The 18,875-nt window shown below is 71.2% G+C and carries 17 protein-coding genes and 1 pseudogene; 3 read left to right on the top strand and 15 right to left on the bottom strand.

Annotated elements, in window-relative coordinates; genetic code table 11:
• Window positions 1–122 precede the first annotated feature (122 nt).
• The 6 genes and pseudogenes from ABZV77_RS08400 to ABZV77_RS08425 all read right to left on the bottom strand — a co-directional run.
• Window positions 123–191: pseudogene (locus ABZV77_RS08400) on the bottom strand (zinc-ribbon domain-containing protein); the annotation flags it as partial.
• A gap of 156 nt (window positions 192–347) precedes the next feature.
• Entirely contained in the window at window positions 348–1,043 is a 696-nt protein-coding gene (locus ABZV77_RS08405) for a demethylmenaquinone methyltransferase (RefSeq protein ID WP_356251903.1), read from the bottom strand.
• 408 nt (window positions 1,044–1,451) lie between these two features.
• Window positions 1,452–2,051 (bottom strand): hypothetical protein, encoded by a 600-nt coding sequence (locus ABZV77_RS08410; protein WP_356251906.1) that lies wholly within the window; start codon window positions 2,049–2,051, stop codon window positions 1,452–1,454.
• A gap of 17 nt (window positions 2,052–2,068) precedes the next feature.
• Window positions 2,069–3,268, bottom strand: a complete 1,200-nt coding sequence (mqnC, locus tag ABZV77_RS08415; RefSeq protein WP_356251909.1) for a cyclic dehypoxanthinyl futalosine synthase — start codon at window positions 3,266–3,268, stop codon at window positions 2,069–2,071.
• 71 nt (window positions 3,269–3,339) lie between these two features.
• Window positions 3,340–4,059, bottom strand: coding sequence for an A24 family peptidase (locus tag ABZV77_RS08420; protein ID WP_356251912.1), 720 nt, complete (start codon window positions 4,057–4,059; stop codon window positions 3,340–3,342).
• Window positions 4,060–4,118: 59 nt separating this feature from the next.
• Complete coding sequence (locus ABZV77_RS08425) at window positions 4,119–7,190, bottom strand: BTAD domain-containing putative transcriptional regulator (protein ID WP_356251915.1); 3,072 nt, start codon at window positions 7,188–7,190, stop codon at window positions 4,119–4,121.
• A gap of 457 nt (window positions 7,191–7,647) precedes the next feature.
• Here ABZV77_RS08425 and ABZV77_RS08430 point away from each other — a divergent pair, with 457 nt between their 5' ends.
• The 3 genes from ABZV77_RS08430 (at window position 7,648) to ABZV77_RS08440 (ending at window position 11,915) form a co-directional block, all read left to right on the top strand.
• A complete protein-coding gene (locus tag ABZV77_RS08430; RefSeq protein WP_356251917.1) occupies window positions 7,648–10,929 on the top strand; it encodes a DUF6531 domain-containing protein in 3,282 nt (1,093 codons plus the stop codon).
• Entirely contained in the window at window positions 10,926–11,468 is a 543-nt protein-coding gene (locus ABZV77_RS08435) for a barstar family protein (protein WP_356251920.1), read from the top strand. The genes ABZV77_RS08430 and ABZV77_RS08435 overlap by 4 nt, the downstream gene beginning before the upstream one ends.
• An 81-nt stretch (window positions 11,469–11,549) precedes the next feature.
• Window positions 11,550–11,915: a hypothetical protein gene (locus tag ABZV77_RS08440; RefSeq protein WP_356251923.1), complete on the top strand. Its 366-nt coding sequence runs from the start codon at window positions 11,550–11,552 to the stop codon at window positions 11,913–11,915.
• A gap of 21 nt (window positions 11,916–11,936) precedes the next feature.
• Here ABZV77_RS08440 and ABZV77_RS08445 read toward each other — a convergent pair whose 3' ends face one another.
• The 9 genes from ABZV77_RS08445 to ABZV77_RS08485 form a co-directional block, all read right to left on the bottom strand.
• Complete coding sequence (locus tag ABZV77_RS08445; RefSeq protein ID WP_356252411.1) at window positions 11,937–12,371, bottom strand: pilus assembly protein TadG-related protein; 435 nt, start codon at window positions 12,369–12,371, stop codon at window positions 11,937–11,939.
• Window positions 12,372–12,448: 77 nt separating this feature from the next.
• Window positions 12,449–12,886, bottom strand: coding sequence for a TadE/TadG family type IV pilus assembly protein (locus ABZV77_RS08450; RefSeq protein ID WP_356251926.1), 438 nt, complete (start codon window positions 12,884–12,886; stop codon window positions 12,449–12,451).
• Window positions 12,886–13,263: a TadE family protein gene (locus ABZV77_RS08455; protein ID WP_356252414.1), complete on the bottom strand. Its 378-nt coding sequence runs from the start codon at window positions 13,261–13,263 to the stop codon at window positions 12,886–12,888. The genes ABZV77_RS08450 and ABZV77_RS08455 overlap by 1 nt, the downstream gene beginning before the upstream one ends.
• Before the next feature lie 103 nt (window positions 13,264–13,366).
• Window positions 13,367–13,612, bottom strand: a complete 246-nt coding sequence (locus tag ABZV77_RS08460; RefSeq protein ID WP_055567411.1) for a hypothetical protein — start codon at window positions 13,610–13,612, stop codon at window positions 13,367–13,369.
• Between the two features lie 102 nt (window positions 13,613–13,714).
• A complete protein-coding gene (locus tag ABZV77_RS08465; RefSeq protein ID WP_356251929.1) occupies window positions 13,715–14,644 on the bottom strand; it encodes a type II secretion system F family protein in 930 nt (309 codons plus the stop codon).
• Window positions 14,641–15,645: a type II secretion system F family protein gene (locus ABZV77_RS08470; protein ID WP_356251932.1), complete on the bottom strand. Its 1,005-nt coding sequence runs from the start codon at window positions 15,643–15,645 to the stop codon at window positions 14,641–14,643. The genes ABZV77_RS08465 and ABZV77_RS08470 overlap by 4 nt, the downstream gene beginning before the upstream one ends.
• A 7-nt stretch (window positions 15,646–15,652) precedes the next feature.
• Window positions 15,653–16,963: an ATPase, T2SS/T4P/T4SS family gene (locus tag ABZV77_RS08475; RefSeq protein WP_356251935.1), complete on the bottom strand. Its 1,311-nt coding sequence runs from the start codon at window positions 16,961–16,963 to the stop codon at window positions 15,653–15,655.
• A complete protein-coding gene (locus ABZV77_RS08480; protein ID WP_306335036.1) occupies window positions 16,960–17,796 on the bottom strand; it encodes a hypothetical protein in 837 nt (278 codons plus the stop codon). The genes ABZV77_RS08475 and ABZV77_RS08480 overlap by 4 nt, the downstream gene beginning before the upstream one ends.
• 17 nt (window positions 17,797–17,813) lie before the next feature.
• Window positions 17,814–18,536, bottom strand: coding sequence for a hypothetical protein (locus ABZV77_RS08485; protein WP_356251938.1), 723 nt, complete (start codon window positions 18,534–18,536; stop codon window positions 17,814–17,816).
• Between the last annotated feature and the right edge of the window lie 339 nt (window positions 18,537–18,875).

Genomic DNA, 18,875 nt, shown 5'->3' on the forward strand with positions numbered 1-18,875 from the left:
GCTGCGGAGGGCGGGACGTAGGCAGGCGGAGGCGGGCTCTGTGGTGCGGCCGGGGTTTCCTCCGCGGGCGGGGATTGCTCCGCGGCCGGGGTCTCCTCCGTTGGCGCCGGAAGGCGTTCGCGCCCGCACTTCATGCAGAAGCGGGCCTCATCGGGGCTGGGCGCCCCGCAATGTGGGCAGTACGACGCCATCAAGACGCTCCGGGGACTCAGGAGTTCAGCAAGGAAGCGGACCGGCCCATAAGCGCCGTATAAGTAAACGGCAGGGTCGTATCAACGGACACATCTTGCCCGGTGGCCGGTTCCCTTGGGTCCGCAGAACCCGAGTCTCAATGGGAGCGTTACGAATCAGCTCTGCTTGAAGCCGCGGTGCAGCGCCACGATGCCGCCCGTCAGGTTCCGCCAGGCTACCTTCGACCAGCCCGCTTCCTTCAGCAGACCGGCGAGCGCGGGCTGGTCGGGCCAGGTGCGGATCGACTCGGCGAGATAGACGTACGCGTCCGGGTTCGAGGAGACCGCTCGCGCGACCGGCGGCAGCGCGCGCATCAGGTACTCCTCGTACACCGTGCGGAACGGACCCCACGTCGCGTGCGAGAACTCGCAGATCACGACCCGGCCGCCGGGCTTCGTCACGCGGTACAGCTCGCGCAGGGCGGCGCCCGTGTCCTGGATGTTGCGCAGGCCGAAGGAGATCGTGACGGCGTCGAAGACGTCGTCCTTGAACGGCAGCTTCATGCCGTCGCCCGCGGTGAACGGCATCCACGGGTGGCGCTGCTTGCCGACCTGCAGCATGCCGAGGGAGAAGTCGCAGGGCACGACGTACGCACCGGCCTGGGCGAAGGGCTGCGAGGACGTGGCGGTGCCTGCGGCGAGGTCGAGGACCTTCTGCGCGGGGCGGGCGTCCACCGCCTTCGCGACCTCCTTGCGCCAGAGGCGGGCCTGGCCGAGGGAGAGCACGTCGTTGGTGAGGTCGTAGCGTTCCGCCACGTCGTCGAACATCGTGGCGACTTCGTGCGGCTGCTTGTCCAAGGAGGCTCGGGTCACCCGGCCATTGTGTCAGGCCGGTCTTCTCTCTTGACGATGGGCTCTTTCGCCTGCGGCGGGCTTCGGCGCCGTCTCGTCTGCGGCGTCTGGCCTCTGGCGGGTGCGGGGCGGTTGTGGTTGCTCGCGCAGTTCCCCGCGCCCCTTAGACGTCGCCTGCGGCGGGCTTTCGCCCTCTCGTCTGCCGCGTCTGGCCTCTGGCGGGTGCGGGGCGGTTGTGGTTGCTCGCGCAGTTCCCCGCGCCCCTTAGACGTCGCCTGCGGCGGGCCTCCGCCGTCTCGTCTGCCGCGTATCGCCTCTGGCGGGTGCGGGTCCGTCGTGGTTGCTCGCGCAGTTCCCCGCGCCCCTAAAGACCAAGACCCCAAGCGCCCGTCACATGCAGAAAGCCCCGCCCCAGTGGGCAGGTCCCGCTCAGCGGGCCCTGTACACCAACCTGCCGCCCACCACCGTTGCCACGCATGTCGACGCGCCCCGGTGCACCAGGTCCTGGCGGGTGGGGACGTCGAAGATGGCGAAGCGGGCCGAGGTGGCCTGGGTGAGGAGTGGGAGGAGGATTAGGGGGGTTGGGGAGAGGGATGGGGGGCCGGGGAGGCGTGGGGGGCGTTGGCCTACTGCCAGGCCTGCTCTGCGGACCGCGTCCACCACGGGGCGGGCGCGGAGTTCGCCCGCCACGGCCACCGTGCCGTGTGCCAGGAGGCGCTGGACGCCGCGGCGGGCGCTCGCGCCGAGGCGGGAGGGGTCGGTGCCGAAGATCGCGCGGGCGCGCTCACCGCCGATCGGCTCCGTGCCGAGGCTGTCGGCCTCGCGCGGGTCGGGGTGGTACGTCGCTTCGAGGAGTTCGGGGCCGTACGGGTTGAGGAGGCCGGGGGTGAGGATCCCCGGCCAGCGGCGGACGCGGGCGGCGGGGTGCGCCGCGGCCAGGTCGTCGAAGGAACCGACCGCCGCGACGCTCGCGCCGTCCACCAGAACCGCCGCCTCCGGAGAGTTCTCCGCGACGTGAAGTGTCAGCAAGGCAGGCTCGGCCGCGCTCAGTTGGAGGCGAGGAGCTTGAGCTCCGGGTGGGCCGTGCCGCCCTCGATCGCCGTGGAGGAGATGTGGGAGGCGACGCGGTCGTCGACCGGGTCGTTCGCCGGGTCGTCGTGCACGACGAGGTGCTCGTACGTCGTGGCGCGCTGCGCCGGGACGCGGTCCGCCGTGCGGATCATCTCGATCATCTCGCGGAGGTTGTTGCGGTGCTTGGCACCGGCCGAGGAGACCACGTTCTCCTCCAGCATCACCGAGCCCAGGTCGTCCGCCCCGTAGTGGAGCGTCAGCTGGCCCGCCTCCTTGCCCGTCGTCAGCCAGGAGCCCTGGATGTGCGCGATGTTGTCGAGGAAGATCCGGGAGATCGCGATCATGCGGATGTACTCGAAGATCGTCGCCTGCGTACGGCCCTTGAGGTGGTTGTTCTCGGGCTGGTACGTGTACGGGATGAAGGCGCGGAAGCCGCCGGTGCGGTCCTGCACGTCGCGGATCATCCGGAGGTGCTCGATGCGCTCGGCGTTCGTCTCGCCCGTGCCCATGAGCATGGTGGACGTGGACTCCACGCCCAGGTTGTGGGAGATCTCCATGATCTCCAGCCAGCGCTCGCCGGACTCCTTGAGGGGGGCGATGGCCTTGCGGGGGCGGGCGGGGAGCAGCTCGGCGCCCGCGCCCGCGAAGGAGTCGAGGCCCGCCGCGTTGATGCGCTGGATCGCCTCCTCGACGGAGACCTTCGAGATGCGGGCCATGTGCTCGACCTCGGACGCGCCGAGGGAGTGGATGACCAGCTGCGGGAAGTCCTTCTTGATGGCGGCGAAGTGCTTCTCGTAGTACTCGACGCCGTAGTCCGGGTGGTGTCCGCCCTGGAACATGATCTGGGTGCCGCCCAGCTCGACGGTCTCCGCGCAGCGGCGCAGGATGTCGTCGAGGTCGCGGCTCCAGCCCTTCTTCGTGTCCTTCGGAGCGGCGTAGAAGGCGCAGAACTTGCAGGCCGTGACGCAGACGTTCGTGTAGTTGATGTTGCGCTCGATGATGTACGTCGCGATGTGCTCCGTACCCGCGTAGCGACGGCGGCGCACGGCGTCGGCCGCGGCGCCGAGGGCGTGCAGCGGGGCGTCGCGGTAGAGGACCAGCGCTTCCTCGGGAGTGATCCGCCCACCTGCGGCGGCACGGTCGAGGACGGACTGGAGGTCGGCCTTCTCGGTCACCGGGGCGTCCCTTTCGTAAGGGTTGTGGACGGACCAAGCCAGCGTACGCCAGCGCTGCGGAACGCCCGACGTCAGGCGGTGTAGCCCCCGAGCAGCAGGCCCACGAAGGCCCCGCCGATCAGGAACGGGCCGAACGGGATCGCCGTCTTGCGCCCGGCGCGGCGGGTGACGACGAGCACCGTCCCGTACACCGAGGCCAGCAGGAAGCCCGCGAACGTGCCCATCAGGAGCACGCCCCAGCCGTACCAGCCGAGCACGGCCCCCAGGCACAGCGCCAGCTTCACGTCGCCGAACCCCATGCCGTTGGGGTTGATGAGGAAGAGCACGAAGTACGCACCGGCGAGCGCGAGTGCGCCGTAGAGCGCCGCGGTCCACGAGCCGCCCTGCTCGGGCAGGAGCGTCGCCGCCCCGAGCAGCGCGAGCGAGGCGCCCGCGAGCGGCAGCGTGAGCACGTCCGGCAGGCGGTGCACGGTGAAGTCGACGAGGGCGAGCAGCACGCCGAGAGGCGCGAGCAGGAGCCAGACGCCGAGCTCGGGGCGTGCGCCGGTGGTCGCGGCGAACGCGGCACAGACGAGGGCGGTGGTGGCGGCGACGCCCGTGGCGCGGGGGCCGTACCAGCCGCCGCCCGGTTCGCGGGCGAGCCCGACCCAGCTCCCGATGGGCTGCCCCTCGGGAGTCTCGGCCCGCCGGTCCTCACCGGACGGCACGGACAGCCGATACGCGGCACGCGGCACGAAGAGCCCGGCGAGGGCGCCCCAGAGGGCGCCGACGAGGACGAGTATCAGCAACAAGAGCTCTGACTTCCGTTGTGGCCAAGGCTTCGGCTATAGCTTCGGCTTTAGCTTCGGCCTCAGCCGACCGCCGTGACTCCGCTGCGCCACGCGGGAAGCAGCTCGTCGAGCAGCGCCTCCGTGCGCGGCGGCAGTCCGCGTGCCCCGCTGCGGGCCATGAGGTCCGCGGCGACCTGCTGCAGGCGGGCCGGGTCGTCCGTCGCGTGCGTGGCGCGGAGCAGCTCGTTCCAGAGCCGCTCGTCGCCGGGCGCCGAGCCGAGCGCCGCGTTGAGCGCCTCGATCGCCTTCTCCGCGCGGCCCTTCTCCAGGTGGAACTCGGAGAGGGCGAGCCCGATGTCGGCGACGAGCAGCGGCAGCTGGGCGTCGATGATCTCGTGCGTGAGCCAGCCGTACCGGCCCTGCGGCCGGTCGGCGAGCAGCGGACCGCGGACGAGCACCAGTGCGTCGGTGAGCATCCGCCCGCGCACGGCACGGTTGCCCGCGCCGCGTCCCTGCGTGGCCTCGTGGTAGAGCGACCGCAGCACGTCCAGGTCGGACACGACGGACTTGGCGAGCGTGAGCCTGCCGGTCCGGTCGGCGCGCAGCCGGGGCGAGCCGTCGGGCTCGGTGCCGAGCCACTCGCGCAGCCGGTCCACGAGCGCGTCCCGCACGTCGTCGGTGACGCCGCGCGGCCACAGCGCGGAGGCGAGCACCCGGGGGTGCACTCCCTCGCGGTGCAGGAGCAGCAGGGCCAGCGCCTCGTGCATCAGCGGGCTGCGCTCGCCGTCGGGCGTTTCGAGGCCGATGATCTCGTACGTACCGACGAGGCGGGCGTAGACCGCGGGCCGCCCCTGCTCGGTGACGTCGACGAGGAACGGCGGGGCGGCGGCCATGGATCCTTCGCCGGTGCCCGAGGAGCTGCCGGAGCCCTCCGGGTCGGCCTCGGTGAACAGCTGCACGACGGCCCGCTGCTGGTCCTCGGGGAGTGCCTGCGCGGCCAGTTCGAGCCCGAGCAGCGGCGCGAGCAGCCTGCCGTCCCGGGTGATCTCCATCTCCCAGGCGGCGCCGGGCAGGTCGCCGGACTCGGCGCCGACGAGGTATCCGATCCCCAGTCGGCTCGCGTCCGCGGCGAGTTCGGCGAGCTTGACGGCGTCCTCGGCGCTCGGCTCCGCGGCGAGCAGCACCAGGTGCGGGGCCCAGCGGGTGTGCTGGGCGGGGCCGGTGCGGCCGGTGAGCACGGAGTCGTGTCCGGCGGCGCCGAGCGCGCCGCGCCGCTGCCGGGTCTCCGCCTCCATCGTCTCGATGAGGGCCTCGACGTCCTCCAGGTGGCGGAGGCGGTTGGGCGCGAGCGGGGTGAGGTCCTGGCCGAAGCCGACGACGGTGATGGTCATGCGGTCCGACCAGCCGTTGGTGGCCAGTTCGGCGGCGACCGAGGCGAAGACGGCGGCGCGGTCGGCCTGGCTGCCGCTCAGCGACACGATGCCGGGCACGGCCTCCAGGTTGAGGAGCAGCCGCGAGTCGTCCAGAGTGCCCAGGCAGACGAGGCCGGGGTAGGGCGCGGCCGTGTCGACGTCCTCGTACCGCTCGGCGTCGGCGCGCGACAGCATCCAGAACGTCTGGTCCTGCCCCAGCTGCCAGGGGGCGGGCGGGCGGCCCGCGGGCTGGGCGAGCTGCAGGTGCAGGTCGCCGTTGCTCAGCCAGGCCGCGTACACGGTCGGCAGGGCGCGGTTCTCCTCGGCGAGCGAGGCGGCGAGGCCGCGCAGCGACAGATCGAGGAGGCGTACGCCCTCGGGGTCGGCGCCCACGAGCAGCGCGTCCTGCGCGGCGGCCGCGGCACCGGACGGCGTCGGCGGCTGGATCCCGCCGCGCCCGCCGACCGCGCCCATGGCCGACTGCCACAGGGCGTGCCGACGGCGGCGGCCGAGCGCGCCGAGCAGACCGGCGGCGAGCAGGGGCGCGCCGAGGAGTGCCTCGGGCAGTCCGAAGTCGAAGCCGTCGGACTCGCTGCCCGCGGTGGCGGACGGAGCCTCGGCGGCGGGCGCCTCCGGGGTGGCCGGGGCCTGCGGCATGGCGGGCTTCTCGGGCGCGGCGGGGCGCTGCTCGGGCAGGACGATGTGCGCGGTGTCGTGGTCGACGGAGCTGCCGCCGCCCTGCTGCTGGCCGCTCCCCTGCTGGTCGCTCCCCTGCTGGCCGCCTTGTTCGCCGCCGCCCTGCCGCTGGTCGCCGGTCTTGGAGTAGTCGGAGATCTGCTCCTTGACGTCCTGGGAGACCTTGGGTGCCTCGTCGGGCATCTCGACGAGCTCGCCGCCGTGTGCGTCCGCGGGCATCTCCATGATCCAGCCGGGCCGGATGAGGCTGGCCTCGGAGAGCTTCGAACCGTCGGGCTGCTCGCGGTCCTTGTTGAGCTGGTAGATCTCCTTGTACCGGCGGCCGTCGCCCAGGTGCCGCTCCGCGACCTCCCACAGGGAGTCGTGGTGGCGGCCCTCGGGGGGCTGGATCCGGTAGTACTTCGTGTCGCCGTCCTTGGCGGTGCTGCCACCGCCGTCGGCGTGCGCGGCTGCCTGGTCGGCCTGCGCGGCCAGCGCGTCGGCGGCCGTGGCGGCCTGCTGTTGCTGGTCCTGCCCGAAGAGACCGGGGGTCTGCTGGGCACTGGCAGCCGACGCGGGCTTCTGGTTGCCCTCCAGCGACTGCCCGAACTGCGAGAGGCCCGGCGCGAAGCTGGCGGCCGTGGCACCCACGAGCAGGATGGTGGCGATCAGCTGCCGCGCGAGCATCTGGCTGCCGCCCGCACCCGGCACCCGGCCCGGAATGCCGACCCCGGAGAGCGCGGCCTTTATCTCGACGAGGACGCAGGCCGTGAACTGCGCCCAGGCGAACCAGACGACGACGGTCAGTACGTTGATGAACGTACTGACGGTGATCTCCTGCTGCAGCCAGTCCAGCGAGGGCGCGCCGCCCGGCAGCGGCCACCCGACGAAGACCGCGAGGGCTCCGGGCACGCCGACGAGGAGCACGGCCAGCGCGACGAACGCGAAGAAGGCCTTGACGAAGTCCCCGAAACTGCGCCGACGCCGCGGCAACGGCTGCGGCGTCCGGTTCCGCGGGGGCTGCGGGTTCGGCGGGCTCGTCGAGCGTGAGGTGGTGCGCGCCATGGCGGGTGTCCTGGTGTCCTGTGGGGAGGAGTGGATGGGCAGGGGGGTCGGGTGAGCCTACCGAGGTGATGTTACGGAAGGGGCCGGAGGTCAGACAGGCCCGGACGGCCCCGGGTACCGGACCGCCGGACCGCTTCCTCCCGCCACACCCGAAAGGCCCGTTTCGCTCACGGGCCGGTTCCACCCCGGTCGACCGCGCTGAGCTTGCCGTTGCCCGGATCGGGGGCTCCCGTCACAGTTCCGGAACGGATCCTCGGTCCGGCCCCGGGCACCGGCCCCCCGGCCCGCCTACGAATCCCCGTGTCACAGCCCGGGAACGGGGGCGTCGCGCCCGCGCACCATTCACTTCCGTCTCACCCCACCACCCTGGATCCTTCGATCCATGCGCCGATACTGGGCAGACAAAGGACCAGGCCGGCCTCATGGATGTGGCCGAACCAGGAAAGGGGCTCCGGGGTTGAAGGACGGGCTCAGGGGATTCAAGTCGGCCCGTACCGCGGTCAAGGACGGGGAGAGAGGCGCGTACGACCGCGTCAGGAGCAAGATCAAGAGCTGCGGCGGCCCGGTCGACGTCGCCACCGGCCGGATGTCCCTGGAGGAGACGGACCTCTCGCTGCCCGGCACGCTGCCGCTGGACTTCACCCGCAGGGTCGCCTCGGACTACCGGTCCGGCGGCTGGTTCGGCCCGATGTGGACCTCCACGATCGACCAGCGCCTCGAAGTCGACGAGGACGGGATCGTGTTCGTGACGGAGGACGGCATGCTCCTCACGTACCCGCATCCGGCGGGACGGGACGCGCCGACGACACCCACGACATCGGCCGCGGCACTCGTCCTCCCCCACTCCGGCCCCCGCCGTCCCCTCAAGCGCCTCGCCGACGGCGGCTACCGCGTGACCGACCCGGTCACCGGCATCGCCCGCCGCTTCGCCGCGCCCCGCGAGGACGACGGCGTGGCCCTGCTGACGACGGTCTCGGACCGCAACCGCAACACCGTCGACTTCGACTACGACGCGCAAGGCACCCCGCGCGCGATCCTCCACAGTGGCGGCTACTACGTACAGCTGACCGTCGAGGACGAGCGCGTCACCGTGCTCAGCGTGGCGGGCGCGGCCGCGGACGGCAGCGGCGACGACCTCGTCGTCAAGCGGTACGGCTACACCGACGGCAACCTCACCGCCGTCACCGGCTCCTCCGGCCTGCCGACGCGGTTCACGTACGACGAGCGGCTGCGCCTCACCGCACGGCAGGACACGAACAACAGCGGCTCCACGTACGCCTACGACGACCAGGACCGCTGCGTCGCCCAGCGAGGCACGTCCGGGCGCATGGCCCACACCTTCACGTACGACGTGCCCGACCCCGCCCGGCCAGGATGCCGCGTCACCGAGGTCACCACGGCCGGGGGCGCCACCTCCCGGTTCACCGTGGACGACCGCTGCCTGGTCGTCGCCGAGACCGACCCGCTCGGCGCGACGTGCACGACCACGTACGACGCGCTGCACCACGTCGCCGCCACGACGGACCGGCTCGGCCGCACCACGGAGTACGTCAACAACGAACTGGGCCTGCCCACGGAGCTGACGCGGCCCGACGGCGCCGTCATCCGCATCGCCTACAACGACCTGAACCTCAAGACGGTCGTCGACCTGCCCGGCGGCCTCAACTGGCGGTACACGTACGACGAGCGCGGCAACCGCACCTCGGTCACCGAGCCGTCCGGCGTGAGCGTCCACCACGCCTACACGCCCGCAGGGCACCCCCTGTCGGCCACCGACGAGGCCGGTAACACGACCACCGTGCGGTGCGACAGCGCGGGCCTGCCCCTCAAGGTCACGGACCCGTTGGGCGCCGTCACGGTCTGGCAGCGCGACGCGCTGGGGCGGCCCACGTCCCGCACCGACCCGCTCGGGCACACCACCCGTCTCGCGTGGTCGACGGAAGGCCTGCTCGTCCGACGCACCGCTCCGGACGGAGCGACGGAGTCCTGGACGTACGACGGCGAGGGCAACCGCCTCACCCACACCGACCCGCTGGGTCAGGTCTCGTCGTTCGAGTACACCGACTTCGGCCTGCTCGCCGCGCGCGTCGACGCCGACGGGGCCCGCCACCACTTCGACCACGACGCGTCCCTGCGCCTCACCCGGGTCGACGACCCGCAGGGCCTGTCCTGGACGTACGAGCACGATGCCGCGGGCCGCCTGATCGCGGAGACGGACTTCGACGGCCGCACCGTGTCCTACGCGTACGACGACGCGGGCCGCGTCGTGAGCCGCACGAACGCGGTCGGCGACGCGATCTCGTTCACCTACGACGCGCTGGACCGGCTCGTCCGCAAGGAGACCGCCGAGGGGGTCACCACCTTCGCGTACGACCTGTTCGGCAACTTGACCGAAGCGGCAGGACCCGACTGCCGGCTCGCCCTGCTGCGGGCCCCCTCCGGGCGGCTGCTCGCCGAGACGGTCGACGGGCGCGAGCCCCTCACGTACGCGTACGACGAGGCGGGCCGTCGTACGGGACGCACGACTCCCACGGGGGCGACGAGCAGCTGGGAGTACGACGCGGCGGGCCGCCGCACCCGGCTCACCGCGCCCGACGGCCGGACCGTGGACTTCGAGCGGGACGCGGCGGGCAGGGAGACGGTCCGGCGCATCGAAGCCGCCGCCCTTCCGCACTCCGCCGACGGTGCATGCGTGACCCTGGAGCGCGCCTACGACGAAGTCGGCCGCCTCACCACCCACACGGTGACGGCACCGGACGGCAGCCCGATCCAGTACCGCGCCCACACCTACCGCGCCGACGGAGCCCTGACCGCCCTCGACGACCGGCTCTCCGGCGGCCGCCACTTCCAACTCGACCCGGTGGGCCGGGTGACGGCCGTGTACGCCCACAACTGGACGGAGACGTACGCCTACGACGCCGCGGGCAACCAGACGCACGCCGCCTGGCCGGACAGCCACCCGGGCCACGAGTCCGCGGGCCCCCGGGAGTACACCGGAACACGCCTCACGCGCGCCGGCCACACCCACTACGCATACGACGCGCTGGGCCGCATGGTCCTGCGCCGGAAACCCGGGCTGTCCCACCCCACGGAGACGTGGCGATACACGTGGGACGCGGAGGACCGCCTCGCGTCGGTGACCACCCCGGACGGCACGCGCTGGCGCTACGCGTACGACCCACTGGGCCGCCGCACCACGAAACAGCGACTCGGCCCCGGGGGCGAAACCGTGGTCGAGCGCACCGACTTCACGTGGGACGGCACGACGCTCTGCGAACAGACGACGACGGCGCGAACGCTGCCGCACCCGGTGAGCCTGACCTGGGACTACGAGGACCACCACCCCATCGCCCAAACAGAACGAATCCTGTCGGCGACCGGCGCACCCTCCCCCGACGCAATCGACTCCCGCTCCTTCACGATCGTCACCGACCTCGCCGGAACGCCGACGGAACTGGTCGACGTACGCGGCACCGTCACATGGCGGGCCCGCAGCACGCTCTGCGGGACGACCACGTGGCCGTCGAACAGCACGGCGTACACCCCCCTGCGCCTCCCGGGCCAATACTTCGACCCCGAAACGGGACTGCACTACGCCGACTCCCACTACTACGACCCGGAAACCGCCCAACACCTCACGCTCCGCCCCCGGGACGCGGCCCTGAGAACCTGGACCCAGAAGTCACTGAGTCACGTACTCCAGGTGGACCTGGAGAAAACGGGCGGGCCCAAGGAATGAGCGCCTTCGACGCCACCGGAACCGCACCCCCCTGGGTCATCTTCGTCCCCCGAGGAACGACGCAGATCCAGCAACAACTGTCCGCCCTGCAATCGGCGGGTGGCCACACCTACCGTTTCGCGGCGTCCGCCCTCCTGACCGAGCAGGACATCCACCGCACCTTCGCCACGACGCTCCAGTTCCCCGGCTACTACGGCAGGAACTGGCACGCGTTGGTGGACTGCCTGGACGACCTGTGCGGGGCGGTCACGGGCAGAATCGGCCTGGCAGCGGTGATAACCGATGCGGACCAACTTCTGAACGCCCCTTTCTTCCCCCTGCTCGTATCGGTCCTCTGCCAAGCAGCCGACCGCGCGAACGCGTCGACGGACCTGGACGGTTTCCCCCTGGACCGCCCGCCGATCGCCGAGCACTTCATCTTCGAGTTCAGCGATTTCGACGGGGAGAGGATCACGCGCACGGTGAGCCAGCCGGACCTGACCGTCACGACGGGGGACGCCTTCGTTGCGGCAGAGCTGAACCCCGACGAATGGCACTGAACAGAGCGCTAAGAAGCTCGCCCGGAAACGTCCATTCAGATACCTAAACTATTCAGGCACCTAAGGGAGGGGACAACAACCATGGGCGCCAAGGGCAAGAGTGACCTCTCGATCCCGCTGACCGACCTTGAGGACTACGGCAGCAGGCTGCGCTCCATCAAGACCCGCATGAACCGTACGAAGAAGACCTTCGAGTCCTACAAGGACGACATCGGTGACGGCGGCGTCTACGACTCTCTGGACGACTTCGAGTCCAACTGGGAGGACGGCCGCGAGGACATCGGACAGCAGTTGGACCAGCTCGCCGATCTGTCCGATGCGGTGGTCCGCGAGTTCAAGAAGCTCGAGGACGACCTGACCAAGAAGATCAACGATGCGGTGAAGGAGAAAGAGGGGAAGGGCGGAAAGGGCGAGAAGGGTGGGAAGGGCAAGGGGGACGGGAAGTAGGCGCTTGGTGGGCGGGGCGGCTCAGCCGACCTCGTTCTCCGCCACCGCGCGCCCCTTCACCGTCACGTCCCCGCCGTAGAACATGCCGGTGAACACCGGGCTGTAGGTCATCTGGACCTCGACCTCGACCTGCTGCGGGTTCGCCGTCACGCAGTGGGTGTTGGAGACGTCCGCGCCCTGGAGTCCCGCCTCTTCCACGAAGGCCTTCACGCGGGCGCCGCAGTTCTCGAAGTTGATGGGCGCGCCCTTCACGCCCTCGTAGATGCCTTCGAGGTCCAGGTCCTGCGCGGCGTACCGCGCGGCCTGTTCCGCGATGTCCGCGGCGCGTTCCCGCTTGGAGATGGAGAGGCCGCCGTCGATGACGAAGGCCGAGAGGGACAGGAAGACGATCGCGAAGATGATGACCGCGCCCGCGCCCGAGCCCCGGTCGTCGAGGCGGGCGCGGCGGGATGCGATCCAGTCGCGTGCGGTGCGTGCGGAGCGTGCAGTGCGTGCAGTGCGTGCGGAGCGTGCGGATACGGCATTGTCGCGGGTCACGCCGACCTCCGGTACGGGTCCAGCGGCGAGCTGAAGGTGGCCTCCAGCGTCGTCGGGATGTCCAGGCCGAGCATGGCGAGTCCCCGGACCTCACAGCTGACTTCGACGGTGAAGAACGGGTCGACCGTCTCGTCGAATCCCTCGCTCTTCTGGACCACGGAGACCGGGCCCGAGCAGACGTCGGCCAGGTCCGCCCGCGCCGCGTTGCGGGCTTCCGCCATCGCCGTGCCGTGTTCCTTCTGGATGGACCCCGCGCGTGCGGCGTCGCGCGCCGCGCCGTCGATGGCTCCGCGGCCGTCGACGAGCTGGCCGAAGGCCACCAGGACCAGGATGAAGAGGATCATCACCGGGGCGAGGATCACCACTTCGACGGTGGACAGGCCCCGGTCGTCGCGGAGGCAGCGGACCGCTGCCGCCGGGCGGGAGTTCCGCATCAGCCGTTGTCCTCCACGAAACGTTCCACCGGCCCCGACGACTCCGCGTGCACGTCCAGGTCGAGCCCCGGGAAGACCGAGGGGACCCGTGCCGTGATTTCGACACCGACCGTGTTCTGCTTCGGCTGGATCGTCTTCACCTCAGGGCCGAGCACCAGCTTGGGACCGAGCTGGCGGATGTACGCGTCGGCCACGTCACGCGCCTCGCCCCGCCAGCCGCCCGCGTTCTCGTCGGCCGTGGCGCGGGCCTTGCGCGCGCCCGCCTGCGCCGCCGCCTGGGCGACGTGGTCCGCGAAGAAGTACAGCGCGAACTGCACCGTCGCGAAGATCATGAAGAACAGCACCGGGGTGAGCAGCACGAACTCGATCGCGGTCATGCCGGATTCGCCGCGGGTGGAGGCGGCCTCCACCCTGCGGCGTACGAATCCGCGCAATCCCCGCGATCCCCGCACTCGAACCCCGTCGCCTTTCACGATGCCGTCAGCAGGTGCTGCCGGCGTCCGCGCCCTTGATGCAGTCGCTGACCTTGTCCGCGCCGCCCTTCAGCGCCGCGTTGATGACCGCGGCCACGACGCCCACGATCGCCACGACGACCGCCGAGATGATGACCCACTCGACCGCGGACGCACCACGGTCCAGCTCGCCGGAGCGGGCGCGCTGCACGCGGCCCTTCAGGAAGGTCACGAGGAAGTCCACAGCCGGGTGGCTGAAGTTCCGTCCGTTCATGATGAGTAGTCCTCTCGGTTTGGTGGGGGGGGGGAGTGGTGCCGGGCCCCGTTTGCTCCGGCACCGTCGTCGTAGGGCCGCTGTCGTCCGTGGGCCCCGCAGCTAGACCTGGAACACGCGCATCGCCGCCGGGAAGATGAGGAAGACCAGGAAGCCCGCGCACAGAAGCAGCTGCGCGACCAGCATCGACTGGGATTTCTCGCCCGCACTGCCCTCGATCTCGGCCAGTTCGCGGTGTCGCATCGTCTCCGCGCGGGAGGCGAGGGACTCGCGCACCTTCGCGCCGTCGTCCGCCACCAGCGCCAGGGACGCCGACAGGTCCTTCAGCTCTTCGACGCCCAGTTCCTCGCCGAGCGAGCCGAGGGCCTGCCACTGGCTGACGCCGGTGATGCGGGCATCGGCCAGAGCGCTTCGGATACGTTGCGTCGCCCATCCGTCGGAGACTTCCGCCGCCGCCATGAGCGCCTCGGGGAGGCCACGGCCGCCCGCGAGGCTCATCGACACCAGGTCCAGATAGGCGCCGATGACGCGGCGCAGGTCGCGCCGCTTTTCTGCCGCGTCCCTGCGTACTTCCAGGTCCGGCAGGAAGAAGAAGAGCGCGCCGAACATCAGCGCGAGCCACACCGGGATGATCGGGCTGCGGCCGACGCCCAGCGTCCAGATGATGGCGAAGAGGAACGGGCCGAAGAACACGCCCGCCGCGGCGAGCAGCACCTTCGTCGCCAGGAACTTCTCCCAGCTGCGGTCCAGGACCGCCAGGTCGGCCCGGAGCGACCGCTGCTCCCAGCCCTGCTGGAGGTAGAACTCGGCGACCCGCAGGCCCACGCGGCCGCGCATCGTGCCGAAGCGGCCGGGGCTCTCCGTGTCCGTCGTGGCGCGCTGCGACTCGTACGCCGCGCCGCGCGCCCGCATCGCGTCGATGCGGGCGACGGTCGCGACCGCGCTGCGCTTCGACGGCATCAGGGCGCGGACGAGGGCGAAGATGCCGAGGCCGAGGATCGCGCCGATCAGTACCGGCATCGTCAGGCTCATCGACGTACCCCCTCGGACGGGTTGGAGTAGCCGGGCAGGGACTGCTGGGCGGGGCCCGGCTGGCCGAACTGCGGGGCCTGCTCGGGGCCACGCGGGCGTACGAACTGCACGCCCGGCTCGTCCTTGACCAGGAAGCGGTCCGGCGTCTCCACCGTCGACAGCTTCCGCAGCCACCAGAAGCCCAGCGCGAACAGCGCGCAGACCATGGCGAGCACGAGCTGGCCGACGGGCGTGCCGTACGGCTCGACGAACTCGCGGTTGAAGATGGACAGGCCGAGCACGAAGGCGATGGAGACGGCGACCACGATCTGCACCGAGCGGCGGGTCGAGGCGCGCTGCGCCATCACGCGCTGGCGCATGTCGACCTCTTCGCGCGCCGACTTGGCGAGCGCGCCGAGGACCTGGCGCAGGCCGGGGCCGCGCAGCTTGGCGTTGAGGATCAGGGCCGCGACGATGATGTCCGCCGAGGCGTCGTCGATCTCGTCGGCGAGGACCTGGAGGGCCTCGGGCAGCGGGGTGCGGGCGCGGAGGCGGTCCACGAGCGCGTCCAGGTGGGGTCGGAGCACCGGGGCGGCGGCCCGCGCGGACGCGGGGATCGCCTGTTCCAGGCCGACCGCGCCCGCGATGGTGTCGCGCAGCGACTCCGTCCAGGCGGCGAGCGCCTCGACGCGCTTCATCTGGGCGCGCTCCTCGGCCGCCCCGCCGAAGAGCTTGTCCCAGAAGAAGACGAGGATGCCGGACGCGATGCCCGCCACCGCCCAGCGGGTGAGGAGCAGGACGACCAGGCCCACGCCGATGGCCGCGGAGCCGCGTCGGCCCACGAAGCGGACCAGTTCGCTCGCGCGCTCGCTCGCCCGGTGCTTCTCGTGCGCGGGCTTGGCCGGGAGGCCGCGGACGGCGACGGCGAGCAGCGCGAGGCCGCCGCCGGCGGCGACGCCGCAGCCCAGTGCGTACAGGACGGGCAGCGAGAAGACGCCGCCCATGGAGCCCAGTGAGTTCATGTCGTGCTCACCCCCATTGCCCGGCGGGGCGGTAGCCGAACGCGGCCAGGTCGTCCATGCAGGCGATCGGCGCGTGCGCGACGACCCGTCCGTCGGGGGCCTCCGCGAAGACCTCGCTGGACAGGACGCGGCCGTCGACGCCGTTGACCTCGCGGACCGAGGTCACCATGCGCTGGAGCTTGCCGCCGGACTGGTAGTTGTTGCGCCGCTGGATGAAGACGACGAAGTTGACCGCTCCCGCGACGAGCATCTGGCTCGCCTCGATGGGGAGGCGTTCCGATGCCTGCAGCGCGTACGTCGAGATGCGGTTGAACACCTCGCTGGAGCTGTTGGCGTGGATCGTGGAGAGCGAGCCGTCGTTGCCCTGCGACATCGCGTTCAGCATGGTCACGATCTCGTCGCCGAGCACCTCACCGACGATGACGCGGGACGGGTTCATGCGCAGGGACCTGCGGACCAGTTCCGCCATCGAGATCTCGCCCTGGCCCTCGGAGTTGGGCAGGCGCTCCTCGAAGGCGACGACGTTCGGGTGCAGGTCCGCATAGGTGTCGAGGCCGAGTTCGAGGGCGCGCTCGACCGTCACCAGGCGCTCGTGCGGCGGAATCTCGTTCGCCAGGGCGCGCAGCAGCGTCGTCTTTCCCGCGTTCGTCGCGCCCGCGATCATGATGTTCTTGCGGGCCCGGACCGCGCAGGCCATGAAGTGCCCGATCTCCGGCGTCACCGTGCCGTTCCCGACGAGGTCCGACATGAAGACCTTGCCCATGCGGGCGCGTCGGATGGAGAGCGCGGGGCGGCGCGTGACGTCCATGACCGCCGACAGACGCGAGCCGTCGGGCAGCCGCAGGTCGAGCTGCGGGTTCGCGGAGTCGAAGGGGCGGGACGACAGGCCCGAGTACGCGCCGAGCACCTGGATGAGCTCGACGAGTTCCTCGTCGGTCTCGGCGACCGGGTCGGCCTTGGTCTCGTGGCCGTCGGCGTATCCGACGAAGACCTGGTCGTAGCCGTTGATGTCGATGTTCTCGACCTCGGGGTCGTCGAGCAGCGGCTGGAGCCGCCCGACGCCGAAGAGCGCGGCGTGCACGGCGGCCGCGTACTGCTCCTCGGTCTCCGCGTCGAGAGGGGTGCGCCCGGCGTTGATCTCCGTGCGCGCGTACTCCTCGAGGATCTGCGCGATGACGGCGCGGGCGTAGTGCCGCTCGTCCTCGCCCGACATCGGGGTGACGCCGGAGATCTGGTCGAGGCGGCGCTGCTCGGCGATGCGGTCACCGGCGTCCTGCCGGAACCGCTTGACGAGCTGGTGATCGACGGGTGCGCTCATCGGCCCGTCCCGGGCTGCTGCGCGACGGGGTTGGTCCAGGCGGCGCCGTACTGCTGGTACAGGTCGACGGTCACCTTGCGCGCGGAGCGGATGAGCAGCGACTTGTCGAGCCTGCCGCGGCGGCGTCCGGCCAGTTGGTCGGCGCCCGCGGGGTCGTCGGCGAGGGTGCCCACGACGCGTGCGCCGGTCTGCGCGGCCATCAGCATGTCGTTGACCTGGTGGACGAGCTTGGCGGAGGTCGCCGGGTCCGCGATCAGGAGTACGCCGATGAGGGGCTGCGCCAGGGACGCCGCGCCGCGCGGGCCGCCGTGCAGCTTGGTGGCGAGGGCCGCGGCGCGGTCGCGGACGCGCGCGATGGCCTCGGGCTCGGTGCGCGAGACGAGCAGCACGAGCGCCGCGTGCGGGAACAGCTCGACGGCCGGGCCGTCGCCGCTGATCCGGCCGCAGTCCGCTATCACGTCGGCGGGCGCGTGCGGGGAGTCGGCGAGCTGCGCGAAGGCGCGGCCGAGGGTGGGCCAGAGCCCGGCGAGTCCTGCGGCCTGCTCGGCGATGCCGAGCCCGACGAGCACTTCGAGCCCGCCGCTCAACGGCTGGGTGTGGTCCCAGAGTTGGTCGGGCACCAGGCCACGGCGGGCGGTGGCCGCTATGGAGAGCATGCCGGTGTTGGGGTTGAGCGGGCCGCCGTGCGCGGCGGCACTGCGGTAGACCAGGTCGCCGCCTGCCGGGTCGGTCTCCGCCACGAGGACGCGGCGCGGCCAGACGGCGGCGAGCGCGACAGCTGCGGTGGTGACGCCGGGCGAACCCTTGTCGGCGGCGAGAGCGATGAGCGCCATGTCTCTTTTACTCGCCTCTAGTTGTCGTCGTCGGAGACGCGGGCGACGACGGCCTTGCCCTCGGACGCCGCGCTGGCCAGAGCCGCGACCTCCTCCTGCGGGACGACGAGGGTGATGTTGAGGTTGCCGGTGCTCACGGTGGCGTCGCTCTTGGCCGCGATGGTGTTCACCTTGGCGTCGGCGACCAGGGGCGTGCCGCTCGTGGAGCCGGTGCCGCTGCTGGAACCCTTGCCGGTCGAGGTGCCCGAGACGACGGGGAAGACGGAGACGGTGTCGCCGACCTTGATGTCGGAGGGGTACTGGCCCTCCTTGAGGGAGAGACCCACGGAGGCCTTGCCCGCGGGCAGCCCCGTCTTCTTGGCGAACATCTCACCGACGGCGACGGCCCCCTTGGGGATGTCGCTCTTCGCCTTCAGCTTCGACAGGACGCCGCGCTGCTCCCACTTCACGTAGTTGATGGCACTGTCCTCGGCGACCATCACTCCGGTGATGTTCTTGCCTTCGACGGCGGCTTCGCCCGCGGAGATCGGCTGGGTCACCCGCACGACCTCGATCCGGTCACCGGCGCGCAGCACGAGCACGGTGGCGCCGAGGGCTCCGACGAGGATGAGGAGGACGGCCAGTGCGGCAAGTGCCGGTTTGCGCTCGCGAGGCGGCGCGGGAAGGCGCTCACCGACCGCTGGCTGAGCCGGCGCGGCGGAACGGTTGTTGCCCGCCCCCGTACGCTCCTGGATCTTCACGCAACTGCTCCCCGCACACCCAAGAAGATTCGGTCAAATTTCGTCATCCAGGACACTCACGGGTTTCTCACCCGGTCTCGGACCGGCTATTCAGCCACAGGTCCAGTGTCAAGTCATCGCACCGTATCAGCAGCACATAAGCCCCTCAAGGCGCGTTAAAGATCGCGAACCTCACAGCTGTCATCGTTATCCACGCGCAATCCGTGCTCTACGGTTCCGCTGCCGCTCCCGGTGCCGTTCCCGGATCTCGGGAGGTGGCTTATGTATGCGTACGCGAAGTCCGGGCGGTGGGCTCGGAATCCGCGCGCCACACCCCGTGCCGCGCCCTGTGCCATGATC

It is taken from the genome of Streptomyces sp. NPDC004732 (genome assembly GCF_040609235.1).
Classification (GTDB): domain Bacteria; phylum Actinomycetota; class Actinomycetes; order Streptomycetales; family Streptomycetaceae; genus Streptomyces.

Coding starts and splice junctions, on each gene's coding strand:
- ABZV77_RS08465 (WP_356251929.1), bottom strand. CDS start 14,644: ATGAGCCTGACGATGCCGGTACTGATCGGCGCGATCCTCGGCCTCGGC.
- ABZV77_RS08470 (WP_356251932.1), bottom strand. CDS start 15,645: ATGAACTCACTGGGCTCCATGGGCGGCGTCTTCTCGCTGCCCGTCCTG.
- ABZV77_RS08460 (WP_055567411.1), bottom strand. CDS start 13,612: ATGAACGGACGGAACTTCAGCCACCCGGCTGTGGACTTCCTCGTGACC.
- ABZV77_RS08455 (WP_356252414.1), bottom strand. CDS start 13,263: ATGACCGCGATCGAGTTCGTGCTGCTCACCCCGGTGCTGTTCTTCATG.
- ABZV77_RS08480 (WP_306335036.1), bottom strand. CDS start 17,796: ATGGCGCTCATCGCTCTCGCCGCCGACAAGGGTTCGCCCGGCGTCACC.
- ABZV77_RS08435 (WP_356251920.1), top strand. CDS start 10,926: ATGAGCGCCTTCGACGCCACCGGAACCGCACCCCCCTGGGTCATCTTC.
- ABZV77_RS08475 (WP_356251935.1), bottom strand. CDS start 16,963: ATGAGCGCACCCGTCGATCACCAGCTCGTCAAGCGGTTCCGGCAGGAC.
- ABZV77_RS08440 (WP_356251923.1), top strand. CDS start 11,550: ATGGGCGCCAAGGGCAAGAGTGACCTCTCGATCCCGCTGACCGACCTT.
- ABZV77_RS08450 (WP_356251926.1), bottom strand. CDS start 12,886: ATGCGGAACTCCCGCCCGGCGGCAGCGGTCCGCTGCCTCCGCGACGAC.
- ABZV77_RS08425 (WP_356251915.1), bottom strand. CDS start 7,190: ATGGCGCGCACCACCTCACGCTCGACGAGCCCGCCGAACCCGCAGCCC.